Origin of the sequence: Flavobacterium sp. XS2P24, from assembly GCF_030010285.1 — a bacterium.
Lineage (GTDB): Bacteria > Bacteroidota > Bacteroidia > Flavobacteriales > Flavobacteriaceae > Flavobacterium > Flavobacterium algoritolerans.
In genome coordinates this window covers 12380-30449 of sequence record NZ_JASCRU010000010.1, presented here as the reverse complement: position 1 = coordinate 30449, position 18070 = coordinate 12380, and the positions used below count along the sequence as shown (strand labels likewise).

Here is an 18070-nt window from a genome sequence, read left to right as displayed (position 1 = left end):
TTATTTAAATATGAAAAACTTAAAATTAATACTAAGTCTTTTTGCTCTAATCCTCTTTTTAGGATGTTCAGACGAAAATAATGACGTAGATCTGGATGGAGTAAATGCTCCTTCAAATATATCTGCTCTGACGACCATTACTCAGGATAACTCAGGAAATGTTACTTTTTTGCCTCGTGGCGAAGGAGTTACTCAATTCGAAATTTATTTTGGTGACACAACTACAGCTCCTGTATATGTAAATCCAGGCGGTACCATTACTCATAAATATAAAGAAGGTAAATTTCAGGCAAAAATTGTAGGGGTAACTATAAATGGTAAAAAAACCGAAACGATTCAAGAGGTAACGGTTTCTTTTTTAGCACCAACCAATTTTGAACCTACTATAACTATTGGAAGTAATCTTTCGATTAATGTAACTGCCAAAGCGGAATTAGAGACCTTCTTCCAGGTTTATTTTGGAGATGTAGCAAATGAAGTTCCGGTAGATTTCATGCAAGATGAGGTGATTACGCATACGTATTTAAATCCGGGAACGTATCAAGTAAAAGTGGTTGCACTAAGCGGAGGAGTTGCTACGACACAAAAAACACAAAGTGTAACAGTAACTAATTTATTCGCTGCGCCAGTTCCTACAATTCCGGCAGCAAATGTCATTTCAATGTTTAGCGACAGTTATACAAATGTTGCGGTTGATACTTGGAGAACTTCTTGGTCACAGGCAAATCTTGAAGATATTGATATTAGTGGCAACAAAACTAAAAAGTACAGTGCCTTGAATTTTGTTGGTATCGAAGCAACTACAACTCCAATCAATGCTTCGGCTATGACTTTCTTTCACGTTGATATTTGGTCGTCTGATTTTACAGAGTTTAAAGTTAAACTAGTCGATTTTGGAGCTAATGGAGCTTTTGGTGGAGGAGATGATAAAGAACATGAAATCACGATTTCTAATCCTGAAAAGGAGAAATGGGTGAGTTTAGATATTCCGTTAAGTGACTTCACCGGATTGACTACTCGTTCTCATATTGCTCAATTAATCTTTGTTGGTGCGCCTTCTGGAAATACTACGGTTTATGTGGATAATGTTTTCTTTTACAATCAAGCAGGTTCTATCACAGCAGCGCCAACACCTACTGTAGCGGCATCTAAAGTGATTTCTATGTTTAGCGACGCTTATACAAATGTTGCTGTTAATACTTGGAGAACTTCTTGGTCAAGTGCCACGCTGACGGATTTGAGTATTAATGGAAATGCGACAAAAAAATATAGTGCATTAGATTTTGTTGGAATAGAAGCGACTACAACGCCTATAAATGCTACTGCAATGACGCATTTTCACACTGACGTTTGGTCCTCAGATTTTACACAGTTCAAAATAAAATTAGTCGATTTTGGTGCGAATGGAGCTTTTGGAGGAGGAGATGATGTAGAACATGAAATTACAATTCCGTCACCAGCTAAAGGATCTTGGGTAAGTTTAGATATTCCGTTAAGTTCTTTTACAGGATTAACTACGCGAGCACACATTGCACAGTTAATTTATGTGGGTGCGCCTTCTGGAAATAACACTGTTTATATAGATAATGTTTATTTTCATAATTAATAAAAGATAGATATTAGTAACTAATTATGAATTTAAAATGAGTTGGTATACAACGAGTATCACAATTATATTTTTTAAAAAAATATTTAAAATGAAAAAAATAATCATAAATATAGTATCCGTTTTTGTCCTTCTTTTGATGGTCAATTGTCAGGAAGATAATTTAGGTTTTGGAGCATTAGACACGCCAACAAATCTTCAAGTTACAGCGGAAATAATAGGGAAATCAGCTGCATTTCCAAACGGAGATGGTTCCGGAAAAGTAAAATTTACCAGTACTGCAGAAAATGCTATTTCGTACAAGTACATTTTTAGTGATGGGACTTCAAAAAATTCACCAAGCGGTATATTCGAAAATGCTTTTGCAAAACCAGGTACAAATACGTATACAGTGACTGTAATTGCCTCTGGAGCAGGAGGAGTTGCTACTAATGTTACTTTGGAAGTAACAGTTTTTAGTAATTTTAAAGATGAGCAAGCGGTACAATTTCTAACAGGTGGTGCTTCCAGAAAATGGTATTGGGCACAAACAGAACTAGGGCACTTGGGCGTTGGTCCAAACGTAGCGTGGTCTGATCCTACTTTTGGAACAAAAAATTATTACCCGGATTTTTACTCCGCTAAAGCCAATGAGAAATCAGCTACCTGTTTGTACAATAGTATAATGACTTTTTCTTTAGTTGGTGATCAAATGAAATTTGAGTTGGATAACAAAGGTCAAACGTATTATAATGGTGCTTTTAAAGGCGGAGGAGAGGATGCCTGTTATGATTTAAATACCAGTGGAGCAAAAACTGTGACTTTGAGTAAGTCAGACTCTTTTGTGACAATGAATCCGGATAGTGCCACGCAGACCAGAGGGACTACAATAAATATTGCTGACGGAGGTTTTATGGGCTATTATGTTGGGTCTAGTTCTTACGAAATTTTATCAATTACAGATAATCGTATGGTTGTGCGAGTGATTCAGTCTGGAAATCCATTTTTAGCTTGGTATCATATTTTTACGACAACGGCTACTGGTGCAGTTGTAACTCCGACTCCGACAACAAATTATACGGTTTTGAAATTTTCTGACGAATTTAATGTTGACGGTGCTCCGGATCCTACAAAATGGGGATATGACCTTGGTGCTGGCGGTTGGGGAAATGGCGAAGCCCAAACGTATACAAGCGCTTCTGATAATGTAATTGTACAAGGCGGAAATCTAAAAATTACGGCTAAAAAATCAGGAACAGGGTATACTTCCTCAAGACTAAAATCAGAAAATAAATTTGAATTTACTTATGGTAAAATTGAAGTAAAAGCCAAACTTACTACTGGTGCAGGAACATGGCCTGCAATATGGATGTTAGGACAGGATTATGCAACAAATACATGGCCAGGTTGTGGTGAAATAGATATAATGGAATTTAAAGGTAGTGAACCTACTAAAATACACGGAACACTCCATTATCCAGCAGTTTCTCCAGGAGCGGGTAATACTAATTCAACAACTATTGCAAATGCTTCTTCTGAGTTTCATATTTACAAAGCCATTTGGAGTCCTACTTCAGTTCAGATCTTTGTGGATGACAAATTATATCATACAGTAGCAAATAATAATTCTTTACCATTTAATAAAGATTTCTTTTTGATTTTGAATGTGGCAATGGGAGGAACTTTTGGAGGAGCAATTGATCCTGCTTTTTCGCAGTCTTCAATGGAAATTGATTATGTAAGGATTTATCAATAAAATACGTAATGAGTTTATAAAGGTCGGTTCTTTTACCGACCTTTTAATTATAACAAAAAGGATAAAGATGAGAAATAAATCACTGTTAGCATTATTTGCTATTACAGCTTTAATAGTTGCAGGCTGCAGCAATAAAATTTTAAAATCACCTGTTTCTTATTCCAAAGAAAATATTTTAGATACTAAAGTAGATTCTGTACTCAAATTGATGACTCTGGAAGAAAAAGTGGGACAACTCAACCAATATAACGGATTTTGGGATATTACAGGTCCAACTCCAAAAGAAGGTCAGGCAGCTAAAAAATACAAAGACCTGAAAAAAGGTTTAGTGGGATCGATGCTGAATGTAAAAGGAGTTAAAGATGTAAAAGCGTTGCAAAAAATTGCGGTAGAACAAACACGATTGGGAATTCCGTTACTTTTTGGGTTTGATGTCATTCACGGCTATAAAACCATCAGCCCAATTCCACTGGCCGAAGCAGCAAGTTGGGATTTAGAAGCAATAAAAAAGTCGGCGGCAATAGCGGCAGAAGAAGCGGCTTCCGTAGGGTTGAATTGGACTTTTGCACCCATGATTGATATTTCTAGAGATGCTCGTTGGGGACGTGTTATGGAAGGAGCTGGTGAGGACACTTTTTTAGGAAGTAAAATTGCCGTAGCTCGTATACAAGGTTTTCAAGGCGAAGATTTAGCCGCTACGAATACTATTTTGGCTTGCGCCAAACATTTTGCAGGATATGCGTTTGCAGAATCAGGAAGAGATTATAATACGGTAGATATAAGTGAAACGGTGTTGCAGAATACAATTTTTCCTCCTTTTAAAGCGGCGGTTGATGCTGGTGTGCGAACGTTTATGAACTCTTTCAATGAGTTGAATGGAATTCCCGCAACAGGAAATGCCTATTTACAAAGAGAAGTTTTAAAAAGAGATTGGAGATTTGATGGTTTCGTAGTTTCTGATTGGGGTTCTATCAACGAAATGATACCACATGGTTATGCCAAAGACAGTAAACATGCTGCCGAAATAGCAATTAATGCCGGTTCAGACATGGATATGGAATCCAGTGCGTATGTGGAACATTTGGTAGCATTAGTGAAGGAAGGTAAAGTCAAGGAAAGTGATATTGATGATTCGACAAGACGCATTTTGAAAGTAAAGTTCGAATTGGGTTTGTTTGACGATCCATACAAATATTGTGATGAAAATCGAGAATTGGCAACCGTTGGGAAACAAGAATTTCAAGAAGGAGTTTTGGATGTAGCCAAAAAATCGATTGTGCTTTTGAAAAATGAAAAGGAAGTATTGCCTTTAAAAAAATCAGGTCAAAAAATTGCATTAATCGGTGCTTTGGCAAATGATAAAACGAGTCCTTTGGGGAGTTGGAGAATCGCTGCTGACGATAATTCGGCAGTTTCAGTTCTGGAAGGATTACAAAAGTATTCAGGGAACCAACTTACTTATGCTAAAGGAGCTGATGTAGCCGAGGGAAGAACACAATTCATTTGGGAAACTAAAATCAATACAACTGATAAGAGCGGATTTGCAGAAGCCATTGCGGTTGCAAAACAAGCCGATGTGGTAGTTATGGTTTTGGGAGAACACGGGTTGCAATCAGGTGAGGGAAGAAGCAGAACTGATTTAGGTTTGCCGGGTGTTCAGCAAGAATTGTTGGAAGCAATTTATAAAGCCAATCCTAATGTTGTTTTGGTTTTAAATAACGGCCGACCATTAGCAATTCCTTGGGCTGATGAAAATATTCCTACAATTGTTGAAGGATGGCATTTAGGAACGCAAAGTGGTAACGCAATAGCACAAGTTTTATACGGTGATTATAACCCAAGCGGAAAATTGCCAATGACTTTCCCTAGAAATGTAGGTCAGGTTCCTATTTATTACAATTATAAAAATACAGGAAGACCGTTGATGAATGAGCCCGAAAGTGTATTTTGGTCGCATTATATTGATGAAAAGAACACTCCTTTGTACCCTTTTGGTCATGGACTTAGTTATTCTAGATTTGAATACTCTAATTTGCAATTATCATCTAATGCATTTGCTAAAAATGGTAAAATTGAAGTCTCTGTAACTATAAAAAATACTGGAAAAGTTACCGGAAAAGAGGTTGTTCAATTGTATATTAGAGATTTGATAGGAAGTATTACCCGTCCGGTAAAAGAGTTGAAAGGATTCGAAATGATCGAATTACAACCTAACGAAACCAAAAAAGTAGTATTTTCAATCGATGAAAAAACAATTGAATACTTCACAGCCAATAAAAAATGGGAAGCAGAAGCAGGAGATTTTAAAGTATTCATCGGAGGAAGTTCAGTAACAAAGTTGGAAGGCGATTTTCAATATTCTAATTAAAATAAAATGAAAAAAATACTAATATTATTGCTTGTGGTTAATTTTTCTTTTGCACAACAGAACAAACGAAAACTAGTTTGGGAAGAAAATTTTGATGGCACCACATTAAACGAAAATAATTGGAATTTTGAGCTTGGAGATGGTTGTCCTAATTGTGGTTGGGGAAACAACGAACGACAATTGTACACGAAACAAAACCACACGGTTGCGAAAAATCAGTTAGTTATCACGGCCAAAAAGGAAGGTGATAAATACACTTCAACAAGGATTACCACCAAAGGCAAAAAAGAGTTTCAATATGGACGCTTCGAAGCTAGAGCAAAGTTGCCTGTTGGGCAAGGAGTTTGGCCGGCTTGGTGGATGTTGGGTTCAAATATCAGTGAAGTCGGTTGGCCAAAATCTGGAGAAATCGATATTTTGGAATATGTAGGGAAAGAACCCAATATGGTTTTTACTTCTTTGCATACACAAGACAGTCATGGAAACACTATAAATACCAAGAAAACAAGATTTGATGCTATCGAGGAAGGTTTTCACATTTACGCTGTAGAATGGACAAAAGATAAAATTAATTTTTTTGTAGATGATACTTTAGTGTATACCTTTCAACCTGAAAATAAAACAGAAGCGATTTGGCCATTCAACCAGCCTTTTTATTTTATTGTCAATATGGCTATAGGAGGGAATTTTGGAGGCCCCGAAGTGGATGACAATATACTTCCGCAGGATTTTATAGTTGATTACATTCGAGTCTATCAATAATCAGAAATAATAACTAAAATAATTAAAAGTAAAACAAGGTTAGGTTGTAATTAATTGATAGTCAGACTTTGTTTTGTTTTTTCTAGTTTCAGATTTCATTTTTAGTAAAAGACTCCTAATTGTTATTCGTCAGCATCCTATTTTTATAGGAATGTAAAAAAAGAAGAAAAATTTTAACAATTTTCAGTCTTGTTCTGTTAATTTTTATTAATTTTACTTGCATGTTAAAACAATAATTAGTTAAATTTGAAAACTTAACAAACCTAAATAAACACTAGCCTATAATAGAAAACTACTTTTTAGAGACATCTCTTATTTTATTTTAAAACTAAAAAGTATTATTATGGTTAATATACAACTCCCTGATGCGTCATTGGTAAAGGATTATGTCGCAGGTAATGAGGATGCCTTAGCTAAACTAATAAAAAGGCACGAATCAAAAATTTATGGTTTTATTTATTCGAAAATTCCGGATAAAGATATTACCAACGATATTTTTCAAGATACTTTTATCAAAGTAATTAAGACTTTGAAATCAAATTCATATAACGAAGAAGGTAAATTCTTACCATGGGTTATGCGTATATCCCATAATCTCGTTGTAGATCATTTCAGGAAGACAAAAAAAATGCCCATGTTTAGAGAAACCGAAGAGTTCTCTATTTTTTCCATAATGTCAGATGATTGTCAAACGATAGAGAATAAAATAATTTCGGAACAAGTCGAAATGGATTTAAAAAAACTAATCGAAGGACTTCCGGCTGATCAAAAAGAGGTGTTGGTGATGCGAATGTATCAGGACATGAGTTTTAAGGAAATTTCGGAATCGACGGGAGTTAGTATCAATACCGCTTTAGGGAGAATGCGTTATGCTTTGATGAATTTGAGAAAAGTGATAGATAAACACCAAATTGTTTTGACCAATTAACAATATGTTTAAACTTGCTGCGTTGTAATGTAAAGAAAAATATATATTACTCTATGGCAAAAATTTACTCAAAAAAAGAATCAGTTTCAAAAAACAGGAAACCAAGTAAAGAAACAATTTCTTTCTTATTAAGCTATTCCAAAGCGTTGAGCATAATAAAAATAGACAATAAAAGTTTCGAAATCATATCGAATTAAAAACACCTGATTCCAATTATAGTTGGTCTTAAGCGTATTTAATTTGGTTTTTTAAATTATTAAAAAATCCCATTATTTTAAAAAAAAATAATGGGATTTTTTGTTCAATGAGGTTTTATTTTTTGTTGTAGGAATCAAGGACTGTTTTTCTGCCAATTGTTTTTGTGATAATATCTTTGTCTAAATCCCAGCCACGAGCCGGAGAATATTGCCTTCCGTACCAAATAATCTGAAGGTGTAAATCATTCCAAAGTTCTTCAGGAAAAATACGTTTCGCATCTTTCTCTGTTTGGACAACATTTTTTCCGTTTGTCAAATTCCATCGATACATCAATCTATGGATGTGAGTATCAACGGGAAAAGCAGGAACTCCAAAGGCTTGCGACATTACAACACTTGCCGTTTTATGTCCTACCGCAGGTAATTCCTCTAAAAACTCAAAACTTTGAGGTACTTTTCCATCATGTTTGTCAATTAAAATATGGGATAAACCATGAATTCCTTTTGATTTCATTGGTGATAAACCGCAAGGGCGAATGATTTCCTTAATTTCCTCCACGGACATTTTTATCATATCGTATGGATTGTCAGCTTTAGCAAAAAGTAAAGGTGTAATTTGGTTCACGCGAACATCCGTACATTGTGCCGAAAGTAAAACAGCAATCAATAACGTATAAGGATCCTTATGGTCTAAAGGAACTGGAATCGTTGGGTATAACTCTTTTAACGTATTTATAACAAACGTTACACGTTCTTGTTTATTCATTATTCATTAAATTTGATTTGTAAAGAAAAACAATTTCATTGGCAATAGCAAAATTCAAATTCAATTCAAATAAATAAAAAACATAAATAATGACAACATTAAAAAAAGGAGATAAAGCACCTAATTTTTCTGGTCTGGACCAAGACGGGAAATCACATCAATTAGCGGATTATGCAGGTAAAAAATTAGTCGTTTTCTTTTATCCAAAAGCAAATACGCCAGGTTGCACTGCAGAAGCGTGTGATTTAAGAGATAATTTCGAACGATTCCAAGCTAATAATTATGAGCTGTTAGGGGTTAGTGCCGATGCTCAAAAAGCTCAAGCTAAATTCAAAGAAAAATTTGATTTTCCGTTTCCGTTACTTGCTGATGAAGATAAATCTGTAATTGAAGCTTTTGGAGTTTGGGGACCAAAGAAGTTTATGGGAAAAGAATATGACGGTATTCACAGAACAACATTTGTAATTGATGAAAAAGGGATTATCGAAGATGTGATTTCAGATGTGAAAACTAAGGCTCATGCAGCTCAGATATTGAAGTAAGTGTTCAGTAATCAGTTATTAGTGTTCAGTTACTGCAATTACAAATAAGTATACAAAGACTGAAATTAAATTTTGACAAACAAAATAAAGTCCAGAGTTGAGATGTTAAATGACCTCAATTCTGGACTTTGTTTTGTAATTTAAATCGAAATTTCATGACTGATTCCGATAGTTATTAGGACTAGCAACTGAACACTAATAACTGATTACTGACCACTATTCGCTAATTGCTTTCCTTTAAAACTTTGTTTGGGTCATACCCAAAAAGACGGTGTTCTTTGATTATTTCTGCAATACCAGTAGGAAGCATTGTTTCCCAACCCGGTTTTCCATTATTAATCATATTTAAAACTTCACGAGAGAAAACTTCTAAAATAGAAGGGTCATAATCATCTATATCAACTACTTTTCCGTTGAATTTAAAGAATTTGTATAATTCTTTCATTCTAGGATGTACTTTTAAGTTTTCTGATGTGATGATTTCTCCATCTTCTCCAATCATTGGATACAAGAAAACTTTCATATCGCGATAGAATAATTTTCCAAATGCTTCTAATATTCCACCGCTTAAATGACGGTAATATTTCTCATCAAAAATGTCTACTAAATTATTCACGCCCATGGCTAATCCCATTCTGGCTTTGGTATAATTAGCAAAATACTCCACCACTTTATAGTATTCTTGGAAGTTTGAAATCATTACTGTTTGCCCAAGTGAACACAGTAACTCCGCTCTATCCATAAAATCTCTTTCATCAATTTCACCATCAGAACGTAAGTTTGATAATGTAATTTCAAAAACTACCAGTGTGTTTTCGACATTTACCTTATTTTCATTCAGGAACATTTTCAATGATTTCTCATACATGTCCATGTTCACTTTTGTAACGGGACGAAAACTACCTCTAAAAGCAAGAATATTTTTCTTGTATAAAATTGCTGCAGGAAGAATGTTTTTACCTTCAGGGTTAAACATTACCGCATCAGTCATTCCGTTTTTTACTAATTGTAAACTCATCAAACGATTGTCAACATCAGCAAAACGAGGTCCTGAGAAATTTATAGTGTCTATTTCTAATTGATCTTTATCTAGGTGATCGTATAAATAACGCAACAATCGTTTAGGATCATTGTATTTATAATATGCTCCATAAATTAAGTTTACACCAAGAATACCAAGTGTTTCTTGCTGTAATCGGACATCAGTTTCTTTAAATCGAATGTGAATAATAATTTCGTTATAATCCTCATCTGGTTCAATTTGATAACTAATTCCAACCCATCCATGTCCTTTGAATTGTTTTGCAAAATCTATCGTAGCTACAGTATTGGCATAACTAAAAAACATTTTGTTAGGATGTTTTTCTCTGCTCAATCTTTTTTCTATCAGATTTACTTCATGAGAAAGCATTTTTTTAAGTCGGCTTTCGGTTACGTAACGGCCGTCTTCTTCAACGCCATATACGGCATCACTAAAGTCTTTGTCATAGGCTGACATTGCTTTTGCAATTGTACCCGAAGAACCACCAGATCTAAAAAAATGTCTTACAGTTTCTTGACCAGCTCCAATTTCTGCAAAAGTTCCGTAAATATTTTCATTTAAATTGATACGTAGTGCTTTGTCTTTAATCGAAGGGATTTGTTCGATGATTTTGTCACCTTTTAATTTTATTTCTGTATCCATTTTCTTTTAATATGGCTAATATGTTGCAAAGTTAATGAAATAGGTTTCTAATGAAAGATAATTAACCCTATTTTTGTATATAAAAGCAATAAAATTGAAGGTATATTTTTTAGGAACTGGCACATCACAAGGGATTCCTGTTATTGGAAGTAACCATCCAGTATGTAAAAGCACTGATTTTAAAGACAAAAGACTGAGAGTTTCCGTTTGGATTTCTTGGGGAAACCATTCTTTTGTTATCGACTGCGGACCTGATTTTAGACAGCAAATGCTTTCTTCAAATTGTCAAAAAGTAGATGGAATCCTCTTTACTCACGAACATGCTGACCACACAGCAGGAATAGATGATATTCGCCCGTTTAATTTTAAACAGGGAGAAATACCTATTTATGCCCATCAAAGGGTTGTCGATAATCTGAGAAGGCGGTTTGATTACGTTTTTGAAACGGTAAATAAATACCCGGGCGCACCTTCTGTTGCAACTATTGAAGTTGTCAATAATGAACCATTTTCTCTTGGAAATAAGACGGTGATTCCTATTGATGTAATGCATGGAAATCTTCAGGTTTTTGGGTATCGAATAGATGATTTTGCCTATTTAACGGATGTGAAAACTATTGAAAAAAGCGAAATCGAAAAATTAAAAAATTTAAAAGTATTGGTTATAAATGCTTTACGGGAAGAGCCTCATGATACGCATTTCAATTTGAAAGAAGCATTAGATTTTATAACTTTGGTCCAGCCAAAAACCACTTATCTTACACACATTAGTCATATTATGGGATATCATGAAGAGGTTCAAAAAAATCTTCCTCCAAATGTTTTTCTAGCGTACGACAATTTAGAAATTACACTATAATTCAATTCACAATGAAACAGTCATTATTCCTTTATCTCACTATTTTAGTGGTACTTTCTTCGATTTTCACTTATATGTTTTTGAGTAAACAGGTCGAGTTTGAACAAAAAAGATATGAGAAAACTACCAAAAAGTTAAGAGACAGTCTACGTTTAGTTTCGAATCAGCTGACTGATGCTAACTATTTTTCTTTGGAAAAAAATGAAAATGCGCAAAATTATTTTGATTCAGGAAGTTCAGAAAAAATAATTCAATACGAGAAATTAATTCCTGTTGTTACTGAAAAATTATTGGATTACAACTCTAACCCAAAAGGAAATCCTTACACTGGGCAAGATCAAATAGGGGCAAATAAATTTATTGTCAATAAAGTAAGAATCCTAAACCACAGATGGATTATCGCAGACTTTAGTGACGGTGAAATTTGGGGAGAGGTTTTATTAAAATATTTTGTAAATGCTGATGACAGTATTTCTTTTGAAGTAAATCAATCATTGTTATATCAAAAATAAACATGAAAAAAGGATTATTGTTTTCGGTAATGATCATTTTTGCTTTTTCTTGTGCAAAAAAGATGGATCAAAAAAAGGAATCCAAGACTACAATTCTAAAAGAAGAAAAACCACAATTAACAGGCGGAGATTTGGATGAACATGGTTGTAAAGCTTCTGCCGGTTATACCTGGTCTGCGTTGAGGAATGAGTGTATTCGAGTTTTCGAAATCGGAACTAGATTAAATCATTATGAACAAGAAAGTGCGACTACATCAGCTTTTGTAATTTTTGAAGCTAATAATGGAAATAAAGCAGAATTGTTTCTGGATACCCAAAAGGAATCTATTATCTTAGAACGAAAAGCCGAAGGCCAACCATGGGTTAAGGATGATTGGCAATTGATTCCTTGGAAAGGTTATGTTTTGAAAAAAGCCGAAGAAATTAAATATACAGGACAATAAAATCAGTTAGTTGTTTAGTAACCAATTTTTAAAGTCATAGAAATTTTGTGGCGCCACTCCATGACCCACAGGATATTCCTTATAGGTTATATTTATTCCTAAATTTTCTAGTATTGCAGGTGTTTTTCTAGCCCATTCTACGGGGATTACTTGATCTACTGTTCCGTGTGAAGCAAATATTTTCAAGTCAGTAAAGTTGTTTTTAAGATAATCCTCTGCCACAATTTCTAAATTTAAATAACCACTCATAGCTACTACTTTTTGAACTTTTTCTGGGTAAGAAAGTGCTACTGCATAACTTAAAATAGAACCTTGGCTGAAGCCAACCAAAGCAATTTGTGTTGCATCGATTGGATAATTAGCGACTAACTCATCAATAAATCCAGCGATTATGTCTCTTGAAACTTTAGCTTGCTCATGGTCTGAAAATTTATTTTGATCCGCATCAAAGTTTATCGCGTACCAAGCATAACTGCCGTATTGCAAGTCATAAGGCGCACGTGCTGAGATGATATAATATTCCTCTGGAAGTTCGGTTGCAAATGAAAACAAATCTTCTTCATTGCTGCCATATCCATGTAATAAAAGGATAAGAGGATTTTTGTCTAATTTTATTTTAGGTTCTCGTATTTTATATTCTAAAGATAAATTCATCGGATTATGATATGTTTTTAAGCCATTTTTGAAAATAAGTTCCCAATAAAGGAACTGGTTTTATTTCTCCTTTTATAGCACTCGTAATGCCGTAAGACCATAAAACAAATACAAAAATCCACATAGGAGCTGAAATCATTAAGCTGTCAAAATTGCTGATGATTAATCCCAGTGATATAAAAGTTAATGTGAGACCCAGTCCTTGGCGAATGTGAAAAGAAGCAAATGCATTTTTATCTTCGGAGTTCATGGACATCGCTATAAACACACCAATTCCTAAAATATAGCTTGTTATGGCGGCAGTCTTTCCCGACTCAGAATTATTATTATTATTATTATTATTATTATTATTATTATTATTCATTTTCTATGCTAAAATTAATTTTCCTTGATTCACAATTCCGATAACTTTTCCTTTCATTTCTGTTTCCAGAAACGCTGAGTTTTTCGATTTGGATAAAATGGATGATTTTGTGAAAGTACTTTTTGGTTCAGGGTTAAATAAGGTAATATTTGCTTTTGAACCTTCATTTATGACTTGGATATCGATACCGAATGTAGATTTTCCAGCAGTCAATTTATCTATTACGGTTTCTAATGGCAAGACGGTCATCAAAGCACCAAAAGCACTTTCCATTCCAATTGTCCCATTTTTGGCACCATCAAATTCCATTTTCTTGTGTTCAATGTCTATCGGATTATGGTCGGATGTAATCATATCAATTGTTCCGTCTTTTATCCCTTTCAACAATGCTTTTCTATCGGTTTCAGTTCTAAGTGGTGGTGAAACTTTATAACGGGTATCAAAACCTTCCAGTTTTTCATCTGTTAAAACTAAATTATGTACAGCAACGCTACACGTTACATTTAGGCCATTCGCTTTAGCCTCTTTGATTAATTGAACTGATTTTTTAGTCGAAATCGTAGGAATGTGTAGTTTTCCTCCGGTATATTCTAGCAGAAATAAATTTCTTGCGATTTGTAATTCTTCGGCAAGATTTGGAATTCCTTTCAAACCTAATCGGGTAGAAACAATGCCTTCGTTTGCCACTCCGTTTCCTTTTATATTTTCGTCTTGGGAAAAAGCAAGAATTAATCCATCAAAATCCTGAACGTATTGTAAAGCGATCTTTAGTAAATTAGCATTATCCAAACTTTTATTGTAATCTCCAAAAGCAACTGCTCCTGCTTTTTTCATATCATACAATTCAGCCATGTCTTTTCCGGCGCTTTCTTTGCTTAAAGCGCCAATAGGATAGAGTTGAGTTGCAAATCCGAGTGCTTTGTTCAATACAAAATTTACTTGGGATTGATTGTCAATAATAGGGAAGGAGTTGGGTTGTAATGCGATTGCGGTAAAACCACTCTTGGCAGCTACAGTAAGTCCGTTTGATATCGTTTCTCGGTCTTCAAAACCAGGTTCTCCTAAAGAAACGCTGCTGTCAAACCAGCCTTGTGAAACATGTAAATTATCAAGTTGTATTTCGTCTGCTTTATCTGGATTTGGAAGTGATGTTTCAATTTTTTTTATAAAACCATCAACAATTAAAATATCTGCAGTCTTATTATGAAAGGGACTTTTTGAATCGATAATTTTGGCGCCTCTGATGATTAATTTCATATGTAGATAATATTTGTTTTTAATGGAATATGGCATTCGCACAGTCGTGTTAACTTTTACGACCAAATTACGGTCATGCTCATTTCATATTAATTTTTAAGTATTGGACTTTCGTTAATTACTTTACGAATCGTATAATTGCCATTTCGGTTATCAGAAATAACAGTGCAAAGATAACAAACCATTTCCAAATTTGATTATCAGTTCTGTCAGTTTGTAAAGTGTTAAATAGCGATGGGATTGATTCGATTGTTTTATAGTCAGAAAGAATATTGTCATTGGCTGAAGCCAAATCACTTTCGGTTCTATTGTAATTGAAACTGATGTTTTCAATCCATTCTTTTTTATTGTAAATGCTGAAATTTCCCGCTTGTTCCGGATAATCATTGAAAGTCATTTTTACTTTATTATTCAGGATTTGTTGGATAGGAATGAATTGTTCATCTAAGCCTTTTACCGTTAAAATAGCATCTTTGTTTAACGATGCTTCTGTTAAGTGCGGGTTGTTATTTCCAATTATCAAAGTATTTACGCCATTGTTTTGATTGTTCATCGCCATCTTGTAAAATGTAGGAACAATTAATGGAGATTGCTGGAAATTTGAATTTTCAATATTGATAGGAGCTGCAAAAATTGCAACTGCTGAAACCGAATTCGCTATCGAAGTCAAGAAAACACTTTGGTCCTCATAAGACAAAGCAGCTGGACTGGAGCTGGATATTCCAAATGAACTTTTTGTTTTTGGATACTGAAAATTAGTCACTTTATTTTCAAAAACACTATTGAATATAGGATGATTGAAGTTAATTTTAGTAATCAATTTTTCTCTGTTTTCTAAAGAATTGAATGTAAGTTTTCCAAAATTTGATACAAAAGAATTCATATTCGGAATTGAACTTATCGCCGAAGGAATCACAATTAAATTGCCACCTTTTTCTACAAAAGATTTCAAAGTGGTTGCCAAAGCTTGCGGGATTTCATCCAATTCATTTAAAACAATCGCATCTTGTTCCTCCAATTTATTGTAATCCAATGCGCTTAAAGTATAATTGCTAAAATTGAATTCTTCACTGGTGTAAATTCGGGAAAGGAAATTACTTTTCGCCGGTTCTCCAATGCTGATAATGTTGGTTTTCTTCGTTTTTGAAATGCTAAAATACAACGTGTTATCATAAGACAACCCATTGTCAACTATGGAAAAATAACCATGAAAGGATTGTTTTGGAATCGTAAAGTCTAAGTTTTTTTTCTTTGTGTCTAATGTTACTATCGTCTTTGCAATGAGCTTGTTTTCATTGTATAACGAAATAGGAATCGGGTTAAAATCATCTCCATAACCAGATATTTGGACGCTAATTTCATAAAAATTTTCTAATGTTTTATTGATGAAAACACTGTCAATAGAAATATTGTTTTTTTGTTCTGCTTTTGGGATTATAAATAAAGGCGAATCAGTTGCATCACTATTTTTCAGTTGTTTTTCATCAAGACCAACAGCGTCGGTAATGATAACGATATCCTTTTTGAAAGCCGATTTATGTGCTTTTATTTTTGCTATTATATTATCTAATTGGAACGGAGTAGCGCTGTATTTTAGATTTTGCAAAGCACCACGAACCGATTTTATATCTGTGTTCCAATAATTTTCAGAATTGGTAAGCAAAGAAAAATTTACATTTTCAGGAGTTTCTTCAAGCAGTTCCTGAACAGCTCGTTTTAGCAATTCACCTTTTTTACCTTTAGCTTGCATGCTAAAAGAATTGTCTAAAATAATATATAATTCGTTGTTTGCATTTTTACTGTCTTTTGACTCAAAAAAAGGTTGTGCAAATGCGATAATAATAAAAGCTAGTAGCAATAAACGAGAGGCTAGAAGCAACCATTTCTTGATTTTAGAGCTTTTTCGGGTTTGTATGGAAAGTGCTTTTAAGAAACGAACATTGGTGAAATATTCTTTTTTGAAACGGCGTAATTGAAATAAATGAACCAAAATTGGAACAATCAACAAGAACAGAAAGTATAAAATTTCGGGATGTTTAAAATGCATTCTGAGGTTGAGTTTACTTCACTGGATTTTATTTTCAATGGAGTTCATTGAATTTCGTGAGTCAAAAATACAAATTTGTTGGCAGTTTTAGATGAAGTTGTTATAATTTTTCAAAGGAATAAACAATTGACATTCATTATGAATATAATGTGTATTTTAGCTTTTCAATAAAATATAAAAACATGAAAAAACCGTTTGCTGTTATTCTATTCATTTTCATTTTTACAAGTGTACAGGCACAAAAAAATAAATTTAATTTACTGATTGGAACCTACACTCAAAGCTGTGATAGCGAAGGAATTTATGTATATGATTTTAATTCAAAGACAGGTGATTTCAGTTTTAAAAATGCAACTGAAAAAGTTATAAATCCGAGTTATTTGACGGTTTCAAAGGAGAATGACTTCATTTATGCCGTAAATGAGTTTGGTGCTGAAAGTACGGTAAGTTCTTTTAGTTACAATCCGTCAAGCGGAAAATTAGACTTAATCAACAAGCAAAGTTCAAAAGGTGCTGATCCTTGTTACATCATTAATGACGATAAAAATGTGATAATTGCCAATTATTCTGGTGGGAATATCTCCGTTTTTGGAAAAAATAATGACGGAAGTCTTGCAGAAGCAAAACAAGTTGTGCAACATTATGGTAAAGGAATCAACGCGCAAAGACAAGAAGGTCCGCATGTGCACATGGTTCATTTTTCTCCGGATAAAAAGTTTGTTTTGTCTAACGATTTAGGGAATGACAAAGTATATTCGTATGCCTATAATCCTAATGCTGCAAATACTGTATTAGAATTAAAAGATAGTGTTTCAGTGAAATCTGGAAGTGGACCAAGACATTTAACTTTTAGCAAAGACGGTAAATTTGTTTACTTATTACAGGAACTTGACGGAGCATTAACGGTATTTAGTTATTCAAACGGAATATTGAAAAAGATTGATGAAACCTCCATTTTAGCAAAAGACTTCAAAGGAACATTTAGCTCTGCAGATATTCATATTTCGCCTGACGGGAAGTTTTTATATGCTTCTAATCGCGGTGAAGTAAACACGATTACAATTTTTAAAATTCTAAAAAACGGAAAATTACAATTACAAGGGCAAACCAGTACTTTAGGAAAAGGACCTAGAAATTTTGCGATTGATCCAAGCGGAAATTTTCTTTTAGTTGCACATCAATATACTAATGACGTAGTGATTTTTAAAAGGAATAAAACTACGGGAGCACTTAAAGATACTGGCAAAAAAATTGCTTTATGTTCTCCAGTTTGCTTGGTTTTTACAAAGAATTAAAATGAAATTATGATTACAAAAAAAAGGCTAAAAATGAGTATCATTTTTAGC

Annotated in this window: 16 protein-coding genes; 10 read left to right on the top strand and 6 right to left on the bottom strand. The window is 33.9% G+C overall.

Annotated features, from left to right (window positions below; genetic code table 11):
- Positions 1 to 10 precede the first annotated feature (10 nt).
- The 5 genes from QLS31_RS08860 to QLS31_RS08840 all read left to right on the top strand — a co-directional run bounded on the left by QLS31_RS08860 (position 11) and on the right by QLS31_RS08840 (position 7399).
- The gene (locus tag QLS31_RS08860) at positions 11 to 1606 is read left to right on the top strand and encodes a PKD domain-containing protein (RefSeq protein WP_282743561.1); all 1596 of its coding nucleotides are present in this window, start codon (positions 11 to 13) and stop codon (positions 1604 to 1606) included.
- Between the two features lie 91 nt (positions 1607 to 1697).
- The gene (locus QLS31_RS08855; RefSeq protein ID WP_282743560.1) at positions 1698 to 3341 is read left to right on the top strand and encodes a family 16 glycosylhydrolase; all 1644 of its coding nucleotides are present in this window, start codon (positions 1698 to 1700) and stop codon (positions 3339 to 3341) included.
- A 67-nt stretch (positions 3342 to 3408) separates the two neighbouring features.
- Positions 3409 to 5709 (top strand): beta-glucosidase BglX, encoded by a 2301-nt coding sequence (gene bglX / locus QLS31_RS08850; RefSeq protein ID WP_282743559.1) that lies wholly within the window; start codon positions 3409 to 3411, stop codon positions 5707 to 5709.
- Between the two features lie 6 nt (positions 5710 to 5715).
- On the top strand, positions 5716 to 6471 hold the full coding sequence (locus QLS31_RS08845; protein WP_282743558.1) for a glycoside hydrolase family 16 protein: 756 nt from the start codon (positions 5716 to 5718) through the stop codon (positions 6469 to 6471).
- A gap of 343 nt (positions 6472 to 6814) precedes the next feature.
- Entirely contained in the window at positions 6815 to 7399 is a 585-nt protein-coding gene (locus QLS31_RS08840; RefSeq protein ID WP_099714755.1) for a sigma-70 family RNA polymerase sigma factor, read from the top strand.
- 312 nt (positions 7400 to 7711) lie between these two features.
- On the opposite strand, the gene nth is transcribed toward QLS31_RS08840, so the two are convergent.
- Complete coding sequence (nth, locus tag QLS31_RS08835) at positions 7712 to 8362, bottom strand: endonuclease III (protein WP_282715984.1); 651 nt, start codon at positions 8360 to 8362, stop codon at positions 7712 to 7714.
- A gap of 89 nt (positions 8363 to 8451) precedes the next feature.
- Here nth and bcp point away from each other — a divergent pair, with 89 nt between their 5' ends.
- Positions 8452 to 8904 carry a thioredoxin-dependent thiol peroxidase gene (gene bcp / locus QLS31_RS08830; RefSeq protein ID WP_282743557.1) on the top strand — a complete coding sequence of 151 codons (453 nt, stop codon included), beginning with the start codon at positions 8452 to 8454 and terminating at the stop codon, positions 8902 to 8904.
- Between the two features lie 223 nt (positions 8905 to 9127).
- Here the strand turns inward: bcp and QLS31_RS08825 are convergent, their stop codons facing one another.
- Positions 9128 to 10588, bottom strand: coding sequence for a TonB-dependent receptor (locus QLS31_RS08825; RefSeq protein WP_282743556.1), 1461 nt, complete (start codon positions 10586 to 10588; stop codon positions 9128 to 9130).
- Positions 10589 to 10682: 94 nt separating this feature from the next.
- On the opposite strand from QLS31_RS08825, the gene QLS31_RS08820 reads away from it, so the two are divergent.
- The 3 genes from QLS31_RS08820 to QLS31_RS08810 are packed head-to-tail and all read left to right on the top strand — an operon-like array spanning position 10683 to position 12402.
- Positions 10683 to 11447 (top strand): MBL fold metallo-hydrolase, encoded by a 765-nt coding sequence (locus QLS31_RS08820; RefSeq protein WP_282743555.1) that lies wholly within the window; start codon positions 10683 to 10685, stop codon positions 11445 to 11447.
- Positions 11448 to 11458: 11 nt separating this feature from the next.
- Positions 11459 to 11959 carry a hypothetical protein gene (locus QLS31_RS08815; protein ID WP_282743554.1) on the top strand — a complete coding sequence of 167 codons (501 nt, stop codon included), beginning with the start codon at positions 11459 to 11461 and terminating at the stop codon, positions 11957 to 11959.
- Between the two features lie 2 nt (positions 11960 to 11961).
- Positions 11962 to 12402, top strand: a complete 441-nt coding sequence (locus QLS31_RS08810; protein WP_282743553.1) for a hypothetical protein — start codon at positions 11962 to 11964, stop codon at positions 12400 to 12402.
- Between the two features lie 6 nt (positions 12403 to 12408).
- Here QLS31_RS08810 and QLS31_RS08805 read toward each other — a convergent pair whose 3' ends face one another.
- From QLS31_RS08805 to QLS31_RS08790, 4 genes are all read right to left on the bottom strand, one after another.
- Positions 12409 to 13056 (bottom strand): alpha/beta fold hydrolase, encoded by a 648-nt coding sequence (locus tag QLS31_RS08805; RefSeq protein WP_282743552.1) that lies wholly within the window; start codon positions 13054 to 13056, stop codon positions 12409 to 12411.
- A gap of 4 nt (positions 13057 to 13060) precedes the next feature.
- A complete protein-coding gene (locus QLS31_RS08800; RefSeq protein ID WP_282743551.1) occupies positions 13061 to 13420 on the bottom strand; it encodes a hypothetical protein in 360 nt (119 codons plus the stop codon).
- Between the two features lie 3 nt (positions 13421 to 13423).
- The gene (locus QLS31_RS08795; RefSeq protein WP_282743550.1) at positions 13424 to 14677 is read right to left on the bottom strand and encodes a dihydroorotase; all 1254 of its coding nucleotides are present in this window, start codon (positions 14675 to 14677) and stop codon (positions 13424 to 13426) included.
- A gap of 118 nt (positions 14678 to 14795) precedes the next feature.
- Entirely contained in the window at positions 14796 to 16724 is a 1929-nt protein-coding gene (locus tag QLS31_RS08790; protein WP_282743549.1) for a BatA domain-containing protein, read from the bottom strand.
- A 182-nt stretch (positions 16725 to 16906) separates the two neighbouring features.
- On the opposite strand from QLS31_RS08790, the gene QLS31_RS08785 reads away from it, so the two are divergent.
- Complete coding sequence (locus tag QLS31_RS08785) at positions 16907 to 18019, top strand: lactonase family protein (RefSeq protein WP_282743548.1); 1113 nt, start codon at positions 16907 to 16909, stop codon at positions 18017 to 18019.
- The last annotated feature ends 51 nt before the right edge of the window (positions 18020 to 18070 follow it).

Bases quoted from the DNA above. Each gene is read 5' to 3' on its own strand.
- QLS31_RS08785 (WP_282743548.1), top strand. From the start codon at position 16,907: ATGAAAAAACCGTTTGCTGTTATTCTATTCATTTTCATTTTTACAAGT.
- QLS31_RS08805 (WP_282743552.1), bottom strand. From the start codon at position 13,056: ATGAATTTATCTTTAGAATATAAAATACGAGAACCTAAAATAAAATTA.
- bcp (WP_282743557.1), top strand. From the start codon at position 8,452: ATGACAACATTAAAAAAAGGAGATAAAGCACCTAATTTTTCTGGTCTG.
- QLS31_RS08825 (WP_282743556.1), bottom strand. From the start codon at position 10,588: ATGGATACAGAAATAAAATTAAAAGGTGACAAAATCATCGAACAAATC.
- nth (WP_282715984.1), bottom strand. From the start codon at position 8,362: ATGAATAAACAAGAACGTGTAACGTTTGTTATAAATACGTTAAAAGAG.
- QLS31_RS08790 (WP_282743549.1), bottom strand. From the start codon at position 16,724: ATGCATTTTAAACATCCCGAAATTTTATACTTTCTGTTCTTGTTGATT.
- QLS31_RS08845 (WP_282743558.1), top strand. From the start codon at position 5,716: ATGAAAAAAATACTAATATTATTGCTTGTGGTTAATTTTTCTTTTGCA.
- QLS31_RS08795 (WP_282743550.1), bottom strand. From the start codon at position 14,677: ATGAAATTAATCATCAGAGGCGCCAAAATTATCGATTCAAAAAGTCCC.
- QLS31_RS08800 (WP_282743551.1), bottom strand. From the start codon at position 13,420: ATGAATAATAATAATAATAATAATAATAATAATAATAATAATAATTCT.
- bglX (WP_282743559.1), top strand. From the start codon at position 3,409: ATGAGAAATAAATCACTGTTAGCATTATTTGCTATTACAGCTTTAATA.
- QLS31_RS08840 (WP_099714755.1), top strand. From the start codon at position 6,815: ATGGTTAATATACAACTCCCTGATGCGTCATTGGTAAAGGATTATGTC.
- QLS31_RS08810 (WP_282743553.1), top strand. From the start codon at position 11,962: ATGAAAAAAGGATTATTGTTTTCGGTAATGATCATTTTTGCTTTTTCT.
- QLS31_RS08855 (WP_282743560.1), top strand. From the start codon at position 1,698: ATGAAAAAAATAATCATAAATATAGTATCCGTTTTTGTCCTTCTTTTG.
- QLS31_RS08860 (WP_282743561.1), top strand. From the start codon at position 11: ATGAAAAACTTAAAATTAATACTAAGTCTTTTTGCTCTAATCCTCTTT.
- QLS31_RS08815 (WP_282743554.1), top strand. From the start codon at position 11,459: ATGAAACAGTCATTATTCCTTTATCTCACTATTTTAGTGGTACTTTCT.